Below are 12,038 nucleotides of genomic sequence, written 5' to 3' on the forward strand. Positions count from 1 at the left end.
TATTGTTGTTGGTTATTAGTCATCAGTCATCAGTCATTGGTCATGAGTCAAATACAAATGACAAAAGACAAATGACAAATGACTAATCAAAGTAGAAAAGCGTTACCACTTTTCTTTGTTCTTCTGCATCTTGACAAGTTTGCAACAGGGTGCGGCTGTCGTGAAACGCAAAACAGATTAGTTGCTGGCAACGGGAGACAATCTCCTTGTTACACAGGTAACTAGCTTCAGCAAGGGACAGATTATCATTACTGGGATTTTCCACTAAATGCATTACCTGTTCTAGTTGCTGGCGCGATTCCAAAGGCTGGCGTTCCAGGCTTTGAGGTAAAATCACTGTCAACAAATTTGCATCAGCCCGCATTGCTCCCTTGATGGCCGCTGAGTTTGTACCTGTAGCACCAGAAGTAATGATGCGATTACCCGATAAAACTAGGGCATAAGTCATCATTTCAATAAGATTCTGGTGCGTAATCGGAACGTGACGAGAACCCAACAAGGCGATTCTTTTAGAACCCGTTTGCTGGATGGTCGCCAGTTCTTGCGCTAATGTGTCTAGGTTAATAAGGTCTGTTGATTGGCTCAAAGATAGACATAATCCGATTAAACGACCCAGATATTTTACCAAACAGCGTGTAGATGCGAGGAAAACTTGAGTTAGACATTGCTACAATTTTTCGACTGTTTGGTTCAATAATCGCTTGAGGATTTGGAGCGTTTTGCCAGAAATCCAGCTGATGCACACCTAAAAGCTTGGCAGAAGTTTAATCGAGCCATTGGTACTGCTGGTAGTGTTGGTATTTGGCAGGAAACTTATTTAATCGAACCGGGAAGGTATGAAGCGATTTACGGAAATATGCCTGTTTTTGGATTAGCTGCTGCTACTAAGCACGTCCCAGCTATGGGGCGGAGGAAAACAGCCCGTCGTCGCCTGGGAGGTGACAACGAGCCGGTTATGCCTTTACCAGTACTACAGCCTCCTAACTGATAAGTGAGCATTGATGATCTCAATTATTTGAGTTGATGAGGCTAAGACAATGCTGCTGCGGGAGTTAAACCCAGTTTCGATAACAAGCGGTCAATGTCAAAATGCTCAGACATTAACTGGCGAACGCACTGAACCTTAATCGGCTCGTGGAGACGGACTTGCCCAAAAGTACGGTTAACAATTTCTACAGTGGTGAGAGTGTCTAAGTCAACAGATAAAATGGGGATTTCTAGTTCTTCAGCACGACTGAGAATGAATGGCGGCGGTGGTAGTTGCCCGGTGAGAATTAAACATTGGGTAGAAGTTTCCAAAGCGGCTTGCTGAATTTCTACGCGATCGCCTCCTGTCACCACTGCCATATTTCGGCGTTTACGGAAATACTTGACAGCAGAGTTGACATTCATTGCTCCAATTGCCAGACTTTCCACCAACAAATCCATGCGATCGTTGCGACAAAGAACATCAGCCTTTAACTGCTTCACCAGTTCGCCAACACTAATACTGCGGAGCAAATCGCTACTCGGCAGCATAGCTAACACGGGAATCCCTTGCTGTTCCAAAAACGGACGCAAGAGAGTGTTAACCGCTTCTAGTTGGGTGACAGGGATATCATTGATCACAACTCCCATCAAGCGATCGCCTACACGCCCTTTAGCAGCCAATAGCGCCTCAACCGAAAGTAACGATTTATAGCGGCTTACTAACAGCACGCCAGCATCCAACACTTCAGCCATTTGCAGCAAAGACAAGTCAAACAAATTGCCTTCAGAAAAATCACCAGGCCCCTCCAGTAATACCAAATCTCCTTGGGACATTTGTAAATATTGCTGTATTAGGGACTGCTGATAATCGGTTTTGTCTTCCCCTCGTAAGCGCTTTTGCACATTGAGTTCATCCAAAGCCAGCATTGTAGGTGCAACACGGTTTTCCGGCAAATTGAGGCTAAGAGCGATGAATTGGACATCTTCCTCAATTACGGTTCCACTAGACGAATTTAGACACGTACCAAGCGGTTTACCGTAGGTAATATCCAGTCCTTTTTGCTGTAGCTGATGAGACAAACCCAGAACAGTTGCAGATTTACCGCTGTAAGTCTCGGTTGATCCAATCAGCAAATATTTAGGGGATTTTGGCACACATGCACTCCTAATTTCAAAATTCAGAAGAACCCAGCTAGGTGTTTCCTAATTCTAGTTCCTTCTGGCAAAAGCCTTTCGCTCTCACAAATTAAGGTTTCCCATAATTATCTTCTAAATAAGCAGGGGTAAGCAGACTCGTTATCACTGAACTATGGGCTTTTTTGGTCAGAATCAATTCTGTCTGTTTATAGGACTTACGCAAAATTACACGCGCGGGAGGGGCGATACCCTGCGGGTAATCCGTTGGAGAACTTGTGGAGTATCTGCTTCTCTACGAGACGCTGACGCTCCTAACGTCGCTACCGCTTCGCTAATGCGAATGCGTCTACATGAATTGCCCTAAGAAAAAATCTTTCTTTTTGGCTCAGGTTTTGCGTAAGTTCGATGATAAATATATTTTTTAATTACTTTTCTCAGGAAATACTTCTAAGTGTAGATGGCTGAGTGATAGGGAAAGGGATAATGCTGAAAGAGTTGATTTTTTCTGACCAATTACTGACTAGGAGATTATTTGATGAAAACCAGAAAACTAGGAAAACTTGGGTTAGAAGTTTCAACTATCGGACTTGGTTGCATGGGAATGTCTGAGTTTTATAGTGGTCGTGATGAAAATGAGGCGATCGCTACAATCCATCGAGCATTGGAACTTGGAGTTAATTTTCTTGATACTGCCGATATGTATGGGCCTTTTACTAATGAGCAACTAGTAGGCAAAGCAATTAAAGATCGTCGAGATCGAGTAGTATTAGCAACCAAATTTGGCAATGTCCGCACTGAAGATGGTGGTTTTAAAGGAGTTAATAGCAAACCCGAATATGTCCATCAAGCTTGCGATGCCTCACTCAAACGTCTAGGAGTGGAAGTGATTGACCTCTATTATCAACATCGGGTAGATACAACCGTACCCATTGAGGATACTGTCGGAGCAATGGCGGAGTTAGTAAAGCAAGGAAAAGTGCGTTATTTAGGGCTTTCAGAGGCTGCTCCGGCGACGATTCGGCGCGCTGTAGCAGTTCACCCCATTGCAGCATTGCAAACAGAATACTCTCTTTGGAGTCGAGAGCCAGAGGATGAAATTTTATCTACCGTGCGGGAATTAGGAATTGGGTTTGTTGCCTATAGCCCATTAGGAAGAGGGTTTTTATCAGGTGCGATCGCTAAACTTGACGATCTAGCACCTGATGACTATCGCAGAAATGCACCTCGCTTTCAAGGTGAGAATTTTGATAAGAACTTGAAATTAGTTGAGCAAGTGAAGGCAATTGCCACCGAAAAAGGAGTAACTGCTAGTCAGCTTGCACTAGCATGGCTATTGGCTCAAGGAGAAGATATTGTGCCAATTCCTGGTACAAAACGCCGTACCTATTTAGAGGAGAATGTTGCAGCTACCGATATTACCCTGACTGAAGAAGAGTTGAATCGACTGGAAGCAGTGGCACCAAAAGGTGTAGCAGCAGGTGAGCGCTACCCTGACATGAGTACTGTTAACCGTTGATCCATTAACGAAATGTAACCCGATTTGTGCCGATTGTTCGTAGTAGTGCGATGTCTACGACGGGCTACGCCTACGCAGGTAAAAAGCTAGGATTTAGGCACTACACAAAATAATTATGTTGTGAATCAAGGTAAGTATGTCATTTCAGGTTTTTATTAATCATTTTTGGATGGTAAATAGACCTGCGCTGTAGGGGCAATTTATGTAGATGCAAAGCGGCTTATCGTTGGGTATTGCCCCTATGACATATATGGTTTTTCAGTATGGCAAAAGTTTTCGGAGAGTGACAGAAGAGGGTTATTTAGCAATTTGTTGCTTGCGTTTCATTTTCAATGCTAGTGCGATCATTGCCAGCACACCAAGAACAGTATTAGGTTCTGGGACTGAAAGCTGATTATCCACAGTTCCTGTTTTGTCAATGTCTATCAATATACTTCCAGTATTGTCACTATAAAAAACATCGTTCACAGCTAGGAACAAAAAAGTCGCTGTGGTGGGAATTGTAAGTGTTGTCTCACCGAAGATACCAAAAACACCATCAAATAATGTTTGTTGACCGCAGATTCTGTTAGGGTCACTCAGGGTTGCATCACTGCACATATAAGCATTTTTGCCAGGGTCAAAGGTAGAGCCTGGGGAGGCGGTAGAATCAAACAAAGTGTTAGAAGTCCACGTGTTCTGAGTGTAGTCATATTGATTGGCATCTTGCTGATTGAGGGCTACAGCATCAACCACACGTTGTTTAGAAGATGTATCAAGGAGCTGATCTGAGGTACTGAATACCCCTATCATGTCGCTCCTTTGACCTGGATTCCAAACACTCGTGTTAAATTTACCAGAAATATTCAGGCTGATTGAGTCGCCACCTTTCAAACCCAAATCTGCTAGGGATATGGCTTTAGTGTTACCAGCAACAGTATTCACACCTTGGTAATAAGTTGTGTCAGCGTAGGTTCTCAAAAAGGTGTCTGTAGGATCGATTGTCAGGGATGCGGCTTGAGCTTTGTTAACGGTAGAGAATGCTCCTAGTCCTACTAGACTAGAAACCATTAAAACACCCAGAAATTTTTTCATATTCTTGAATTGATTGCGTGTAAATCTATGTTATGCAATAGCCGATAAAGCTTGTATAAGTTTACACAGGGTAGTATTGAATATTAGATATATTTAACTGGAAAGAATTCGAACATTTACAGTATTTTTATTTATAATTACTAAACTATTTTTTACCTTAAATTGCAGTATACTTAGCCAATATTTACACGTAAGGGCTATTACGTGTAGTCGGCAATTGAAAGTGCTTTTAACTCAGCCACTCTCTTATGGCTGAGTTAGAAATTATATTGTTCGTGCCGCCCCTGTGTGTTTGAGCATCTATCAACGATTCTTCATCTGAAGAAGACGGTTTTCAAATCATCTATACTTGGTATTTCTTGTTAATACGTAAGCTTTAATATTATTCATAATTTTACTCAAAATCCCAACACCTGCCTTGATTTTTCAAGTACTTCTTTGGGTCGAAATGGTTTAGTTAGGTATAAATCTGCACCAACCTCAATCCCTTTTTGTTTATCAAATTCCTGTCCTTTAGCTGTCAATATTACAATGTAGATGTCAGTCATTTCCAAGTCATGTTTAACAATGTGGCAGACTTGCAAACCGTTCATTTTAGGCATCATTACATCGAGAAAAACTAGATTTGGTTTTTCAGTTTTAATAGTTTCAAGAGCTTCTTCTCCATTTCTAGCAGTTAGAAGTTCTACGCCCTCGTCTTCTAATGCTTCTAAGGCTTGTTCCATCAAAATCAAGATATTGGGTTCATCGTCAACAATCAGAATTTTATGAGTCATAGTAATTAGGGATTGGGAATTGGGCATTGGGCACTGGGAATTGGGGGCATTGGGTACTGGTTATTCTCCTCATCTCCCATTCCCCATTCCCCGCGAGAAACGATTACTGCTCAGACAGCATAATAAAAAATACATTTTCTAACTCTTTCTCAAACCGTAGGGTTTTCACCAAATCACCTTCTTGAGAGAAGATAGAATCGATGATGATCATGTCAGGTTTGGCTGACAGAGCTTTATTTATGCATTCTTGCGGATTAGAGGCTTCAATCACGTTGTATCCCTGAGCTTGTAGTACATCGGATAAGGTTTTTAAAGCTGATGCATTTTTATCTACAACTAATACCTTTTTACTAGAAGTACCCTGGTAAAGCAGTGAGCCAATTTCGTTGAGGAGTTTCTCTGTATTAATGGGCTTGGTGAGATAGCGATCAATACCAATATGGTAGCCCCGTTCTTTGTTTTCAATAATTGACAAAATAATGATCGGAATGTCTGCGGTCTGAGGATCATTCTTGAGAACAGCTGCCACATCAAAACCGTTGATTTGGGGCATCATCACGTCCAAGAGAATCAGATCGGGACGGGCTATTTTAATTTGATGAATTGCATCCACGCCGTCCTTTCCTTCCTGAACGTTGTAGCCTTCATTTTCTAGTTGTTGACGAAGCAGTTCCCGAATGTTAGCGTCATCATCCACAACTAAAATGGTTTTACGGTTTTTGTTCACCACTGGGCTTGTGGTAATGACGTGTTCTTTAAGTTGTTTGACTAGCGTATCCAGATTCAGATTAGCAGTGGTTTTTTGATCGCTGGTGTAGGTGGGAATGATGAATGAGAATATACTGCCATTCCCTGGTTCACTTTCAACCCAAATTCTACCGCCATGATGATCGATGATTTGTTTACAGATGGGTAGCCCTAACCCTGTGCCTTTGGGTTTGTCGGTGAGGGTGTCACCAACTTGGCGGAATTTCTCGAACACTTTTGGCTGATCTTCTGGTGCAATTCCAATGCCTGTGTCGATGACGCTGATGCAAACACCGTCGTCTCCTTGTTTGACGCGGCAGGTAACACAACCAGATTCGGTAAATTTAACGGCATTAGAAATCAGATTAATTAAAACTTGCAGCAAACGGTTGCGATCGCCTACTATCTGAGGCAGTCCAGGTTCTATCTCGCTGACCAACTGCAAGCCATTGGTTTCAAACAATCCGGCGGTAGAATTGGTTGCCCAATCCAGTAATTCGCTGGGATCGAGCGGCTGCATCTGCCATTCCACCTTACCTGCTTCCATCTTGGCGATGTCTAAGACATCGTTAATCAAAGATGTGAGTCGTTCTGCTTCCGACACAATAATGTTAAGATTATCCGCCACCCGCTTAATCGTTTTCTGAAGCTTGCGGTCTTCAGTAGAAATTATTGGGAATACATCGGTTTCTAGCTTTTCTTTAATAATCGATGCAAAACCGAGAACAGAAGTTAGTGGCGTTCGCAGTTCGTGGGAAACTGTTGAGATAAAGTCGGTTTTCATCTTGTCAATCTCTTTTTCTGCCGTTATATCCCGAATCAGAAGCGCAGAACCGAAGCAGGTAGGGGGTTCTTGCTCTACCGTCTTTTTGAAAATAGCGGTTGCCACTGCCTGACCAATACGTTCCTTCGTCAGCGCAACTTCAGCAGAAAATACCTCTCCGGGATGAGATTGAGTTCGGGCAACCAGTTCTGCTAAACCAGATATTGGCAGTTCTCGGTAGTGACCGTTGACAGAGGTATCTGTCAATTCATACATAGCTAAAAAGGCAGGATTGAAGTGGGTAATTTGTCCTGCGGTGTCTGCCACTAACAAACCGTCTGCTAAGTTATCTAAAATGGCATTTAATCCGTGTGCTTCTGCTAAGGTATTTTGCAGGGCAGCTGTCCGCTCTGCAACTCTGGCTTCCAGTTCTTGATTCAGTTGCCGCAAAGAAATTTCTGCTTGTTTGCGGGCAGTGATATCGGTATTAATTTCTAGCACCGCGCAGGGCTGACCATCGATGTCTCGTTGCAATGTCCATCGACTCTGGACGATAATCAATTTGCCAAAATGGGTGAGGTGTTGCACTTCTCCTTCCCAATTACCTTGTTCTAATAACTCTGCGATGATTTCTTCTTTTGGTTTTGGAAAGGTTTTTTTGATAAATGTTTGAATGCATTGGTCTTTTACTTCTTCACGCGTCCAACCGTAGAGTCTTTCGGCACCTTGATTCCAGTGAGAGATTTTGTCGCTCATGTCACGGACGATGATGGCATCGCTGGAATGATTCAACATATCCAATAAACGTTGATTTTCAGCTTCTGCTTGTTTGCGATCGTGAATATCATTACAGGTGCCAATCCATTCCCGAATGCTGCCGTCTTTCTCCAGGACAGGGGCACCACAGACAGAGAAGTAGCGGTATGTGCCATCTTTGCTACGCAACCGATATTCGGTTTGGTAGATAGCTCGGTTTACCACAGCAGTATTCCAAACTTCTGTGGAACTGGCACGGTCATCGGGGTGAATTGAATCAATCCAGCCCCAACCCTCAACTTCAGCTTCGCTCTGCCCCGTATAGTCCATCCAGGTGATCATTTCTTTGCTTATTCCCAGTCCTTCTGGGGTAGCTCCCCAGACGATCTGTGAAGTAGCAGTTACTAACGAGCGATATCTCTCTTTAAGACGCTGATTTTCGGCTTCTGCCAGCTTGCGATCGTGAATATCGGTACAGGTGCCAATCCACTCCTTGACGCTGCCATCTTCTTCTATAACGGGCGCACCCCAGACCCAAAAGTAGCGATAGTTGCCATCCTTGCCACAAATTCGGTATTCAATTTGATACATACTCAGGTTTGCCACGGCAGCACTCCAGACTTCTCCGGTGTAGGCGCGATCGTCAGGATGAACAGCATTAATCCATCCCCCATTCTCAGCTTCAGCTAGACTTTGACCTGTATAAGCTATCCAGCTTGCCAGTTCAAAGCAAATTCCTTCTGGTGTGCTTACCCAGACAATTTGTGTATTAGCTGTCACCAGAGAGCGGTATCGGGCTTCACTCTGTTTCAGGATTTGTTCATTATGTTGGCGTTCCTGCTGAATGCGTCGAAGGTCGCTGATATCCTCCACACTAGACCAGATCAGTTGCTCCCCATCTTTCTCAATCATCAGTCCAGAGATTCTGACCGGAACCAGATGCCCATCTTTGTGGATTAACTCCTTCTCATAGGGGCCGTAGCGACCAGTTTGTTCTAGCTTCTCTAGGGTAGCTTGGTCAGAGGCAGCATAGCTTTCAGGAGTAATTTGCCAGTAGCTAAGATTCAGGGTTTCTGGAACAGTGCGCCCCAAAATAGCGGCATAGGCAAGGTTAGTATTAATTAGCGTCCCATCTATTCGGTATAGTACTAGCCCAACAGGACATTGTTCAAATAGCTGACTGTTATATTCATCAAGTTGCTTAAACATGGTTAAGGTTTCTCTAGTGGCGTATTTTAAGTAGGGTTAGAACAACAGAACCAAGACAACAAAGTGGCATAAAGCTTTAACGAAATTGGGTGGCGTTGGAACATCTGGTAAATTTCATCGGGTGATGCAGTTTCCACACCTGGATTTTGCTGTGAAAGTCGCTGGATCAAGTGAGTATGGCGGGTCAGTAAATCCGTCGGTTTGAGCATTGGAATTGTTGATGGAATAAAGCCGTCGGCATCGGGTATATGGGGTAATATCGTTGTGACAGTTGGCGAGGCAGAGGTGTAATTCTGTTCTTCAGTAGGGGCAACCACTGCACAATTTAAGGGAATCTGAATCCAGAATTCTGTGCCTTCACCTGGTTGAGAACGACACTTGAGCATTCCTCCATGTTTGTCTACAACAATTTGATAGCTGATTGCCATACCTAATCCGGTTCCCTTACCAATATCTTTTGTGGTGAAAAAGGGATCGTAAATGCGGTGGATAACGTCCTCCTTCATGCCTGGGCCATTGTCGGCAATGCGAATCACAGCCCACTGGCGATCAAGAACTTTGGTACAAATAGTGATTTGGGGGGTGGGCAGTGGAGAGTGAGGAGATGGCGGGACAAGGAGATGGGGTGAATGAGAATTTTTCCATTCCCCATTACTCATTGTCTCCTCCAAAGCATCAATGGCATTTGCCAGGATGTTCATAAACACCTGATTTAACTGTCCGGGATAGCATTCAATGAGGGGAAGTTTTGCATAGTCTTTGATGATTTCAATTGCCGGACGGTGAATATCTGCTTTCAGGCGATGGTGAAGAATCATTAGCGTTCCGTCGATACCATCATGGATATTGACGGCTTTCATTTCGGCTTCGTCGTGGCGGGAGAAGTTTTTCAGGGATTGGACAATTTCTACGATGCGACCGGTGCCCAGTTTCATCGAATCTAGCAGTTTGGGGAAATCCTGCATGATAAATTCCAGGTCTATATTGTCTAACTCTGATTCCAACTCTGGAGGGACAACAGGTAGGAATTTCTGATAGTTTTCCAATAGGTGTAATAAGTTTTGGGCGTATTCGGCAACATACTTTAAATTGCCGCAAATAAAGTTAACCGGGTTGTTGATTTCGTGGGCAACTCCGGCAATAAGTTGTCCGAGACTGGACATTTTTTCGCTTTGGATTAACTGAGTTTGGGCCAATTGCAGCTCATGAAGAGCTTTCTGAAGCTTTTTTGTCTGGGCTTGTGCCTGAACTGCTGCTTGAGTGCTTTGCTCATAAAGCAAAGCTTTGTCAATGGCGATCGCTGTTTGAGAGGCAAAGATACTCACAAGTTTCAGGTGTTCGGCTTTGTATGATTCAGTTTTGGATGCCCCAATCGCGATCGCTCCCAGTACCCGCTCTTTGGCTCGTAACGGTACACAAATCATGGCGCTAACGTTTTTTTTCACCTCTAATCGAAGATCGGTTTGCACATCATTGATCAGTTCTGCCCGGTTGGATTGCACAATGTTGCCAATAATCCCCTTACCTGGTTCCGGGTGGCTATCGTCAAAAAAATCTCCAAATTCGGCAATGATTTCAAATGCAGTTGTATCTGGACTCAAAAGCAGAATCATCCCCGCAGACGATTCAATTAATCGACTTAATTCTTGAAGCACGAGTTGAGCAATCTGTCGCGTATCCAAACTTGTTGCGAGTTGAGTCGAGATATCGTCAAACAAATCAATTTCTTGGTATCGCTCTAGCAATTCTATGGCCAGTACTTTCTTCTCAGCTTCTTGCTTTGCCAACAATGAGAGCAAACTTGCAACTAGAGTTGCCTGTTCTCCTCCCACAACCCAACCGACGATTTCTCCTGACATCTCGATTGGATATCGGTTTTCGGTAGTTTGCTCCCCAATGCTAAGTAGTTTTGTGCCGTCTACTAGTTCAACATCAATAGCAATGTTGAGCTGGTAGACTAAGTTATGAAGGAGAGATGGCAATTCTTTTTTGTTGAGAATCTTTCTGAGGCTAACTGGGGACATAAAACACCTCATAAGCAGCAAGTTGCAAATTAACCCCATTCAAGCAAATTGGGTGATTAATTTTATCAATGAAGACAGGAAATACAGGGCAATAAGTGAGACAGGGCGGTCTTGGGGGTTTTCCCCATGAGCGACTGCGTTCGCGTAACGTCTCCGTTCGCAAAGCGTGCCCGAAGGGCTTAGGAGATACCCGAAAGGTAGAAGGAAAACAGCCCTCTCTGGAAAAGAGAGAAATTATCATAAAAATCTAGAGATATAATAATTTACTAATTAAGAATAGTTTTCCCAAAAATATTGGCGATATAACAGTGAAGTTGAACATTAGTAAATACCTTTATACTTCGTTACAAAGGTATACTTTTGTTTGTGTAACTCGCTTATTTTAGGGCTTACACAAAGCCACATACAGTAGGGGCAATTAATATATTTTTCTGAAAATATAAATAGCGTACCAAAAGAAGCTGCGATCGCAACTTCTTTTGGTACGTTTAAAAAGTATTGAGATAAGTAGTAGCTTCAGTTAGATCCGCGAGTAGCGAAAACGAAGTCTGAGTAACCGAAGCCAGCGTAACCACATTTGTGCAGGTTGTTCAAAGAATGTAAAAATATCACCGAAACCTAAATTAGTTTTGTGATGATGTAACCAGTGTCTCTCAGGAGTAGTAACAAATAAAATTTGGCATAAAATATTTATAGGCTTTGGAGTTTGCCAACCAAGTACACTTATATGTCTCCACCATACATGAACCTGACCAAGCAGTAATCCCGAAATAACGCCAATGGGAGAGAAAGACCACAAGACTACTGCTATGAGTACATAAGGCAAAGCTCCTAAGATACCATCTAAAAGAACTTGAGGATTAAAAGTCAGAATAGCGTAGTGGCGGAAATCTTTTTTCCAGGAGTGGTGCGTTTTTAAATGAAGGCTACCAAAAACATGCTCGGGTACGTGGTAAATAAATGTAGATAGAAAATCACCAAAAAACAGTAATAACCAAGCAACAGCGATAGCCTCAAGCATTTGTACTCCTCAAGAATAGTTAAGAAAACTCCACAGAAAATATGCA

General features: G+C 43.1%; 9 protein-coding genes. 2 read left to right on the plus strand and 7 right to left on the minus strand.

Annotated features, from left to right (window positions below):
• Positions 1-82: 82 nt before the first annotated feature.
• Positions 83-586: a DNA recombination-mediator protein A gene (locus tag ACFFRD_RS06860; RefSeq protein WP_179073639.1), complete on the minus strand. Its 504-nt coding sequence runs from the start codon at positions 584-586 to the stop codon at positions 83-85.
• 123 nt (positions 587-709) lie between these two features.
• On the opposite strand from ACFFRD_RS06860, the gene ACFFRD_RS06865 reads away from it, so the two are divergent.
• Positions 710-988 carry a monooxygenase family protein gene (locus ACFFRD_RS06865; protein WP_392480907.1) on the plus strand — a complete coding sequence of 93 codons (279 nt, stop codon included), beginning with the start codon at positions 710-712 and terminating at the stop codon, positions 986-988.
• Positions 989-1,029: 41 nt separating this feature from the next.
• On the opposite strand, the gene ACFFRD_RS06870 is transcribed toward ACFFRD_RS06865, so the two are convergent.
• Positions 1,030-2,124 carry a phosphotransacetylase family protein gene (locus ACFFRD_RS06870; protein ID WP_163934832.1) on the minus strand — a complete coding sequence of 365 codons (1,095 nt, stop codon included), beginning with the start codon at positions 2,122-2,124 and terminating at the stop codon, positions 1,030-1,032.
• Positions 2,125-2,641: 517 nt separating this feature from the next.
• On the opposite strand from ACFFRD_RS06870, the gene ACFFRD_RS06875 reads away from it, so the two are divergent.
• Positions 2,642-3,622 (plus strand): aldo/keto reductase, encoded by a 981-nt coding sequence (locus tag ACFFRD_RS06875; RefSeq protein WP_392480908.1) that lies wholly within the window; start codon positions 2,642-2,644, stop codon positions 3,620-3,622.
• Between the two features lie 297 nt (positions 3,623-3,919).
• Here ACFFRD_RS06875 and ACFFRD_RS06880 read toward each other — a convergent pair whose 3' ends face one another.
• The 5 genes from ACFFRD_RS06880 to ACFFRD_RS06900 all read right to left on the minus strand — a co-directional run bounded on the left by ACFFRD_RS06880 (position 3,920) and on the right by ACFFRD_RS06900 (position 11,992).
• The gene (locus ACFFRD_RS06880; protein ID WP_392480909.1) at positions 3,920-4,696 is read right to left on the minus strand and encodes a PEP-CTERM sorting domain-containing protein; all 777 of its coding nucleotides are present in this window, start codon (positions 4,694-4,696) and stop codon (positions 3,920-3,922) included.
• Between the two features lie 398 nt (positions 4,697-5,094).
• On the minus strand, positions 5,095-5,472 hold the full coding sequence (locus ACFFRD_RS06885) for a response regulator transcription factor (RefSeq protein WP_114086157.1): 378 nt from the start codon (positions 5,470-5,472) through the stop codon (positions 5,095-5,097).
• Between the two features lie 103 nt (positions 5,473-5,575).
• Positions 5,576-8,947 (minus strand): PAS domain S-box protein, encoded by a 3,372-nt coding sequence (locus ACFFRD_RS06890; protein WP_392480910.1) that lies wholly within the window; start codon positions 8,945-8,947, stop codon positions 5,576-5,578.
• A gap of 26 nt (positions 8,948-8,973) precedes the next feature.
• Positions 8,974-10,971 (minus strand): ATP-binding protein, encoded by a 1,998-nt coding sequence (locus ACFFRD_RS06895; RefSeq protein ID WP_392480911.1) that lies wholly within the window; start codon positions 10,969-10,971, stop codon positions 8,974-8,976.
• A gap of 520 nt (positions 10,972-11,491) precedes the next feature.
• Positions 11,492-11,992 carry a fatty acid hydroxylase gene (locus ACFFRD_RS06900; RefSeq protein WP_190934607.1) on the minus strand — a complete coding sequence of 167 codons (501 nt, stop codon included), beginning with the start codon at positions 11,990-11,992 and terminating at the stop codon, positions 11,492-11,494.
• Positions 11,993-12,038 lie beyond the last annotated feature (46 nt).

This window comes from Nostoc sp. C110 (assembly GCF_043099725.1).
GTDB classification, from domain to species: Bacteria; Cyanobacteriota; Cyanobacteriia; order Cyanobacteriales; family Nostocaceae; genus Nostoc; species Nostoc muscorum_A.

Coding starts and splice junctions, on each gene's coding strand:
- ACFFRD_RS06875 (WP_392480908.1), top strand. CDS start 2,642: ATGAAAACCAGAAAACTAGGAAAACTTGGGTTAGAAGTTTCAACTATC.
- ACFFRD_RS06880 (WP_392480909.1), bottom strand. CDS start 4,696: ATGAAAAAATTTCTGGGTGTTTTAATGGTTTCTAGTCTAGTAGGACTA.
- ACFFRD_RS06885 (WP_114086157.1), bottom strand. CDS start 5,472: ATGACTCATAAAATTCTGATTGTTGACGATGAACCCAATATCTTGATT.
- ACFFRD_RS06890 (WP_392480910.1), bottom strand. CDS start 8,947: ATGTTTAAGCAACTTGATGAATATAACAGTCAGCTATTTGAACAATGT.
- ACFFRD_RS06895 (WP_392480911.1), bottom strand. CDS start 10,971: ATGTCCCCAGTTAGCCTCAGAAAGATTCTCAACAAAAAAGAATTGCCA.
- ACFFRD_RS06900 (WP_190934607.1), bottom strand. CDS start 11,992: ATGCTTGAGGCTATCGCTGTTGCTTGGTTATTACTGTTTTTTGGTGAT.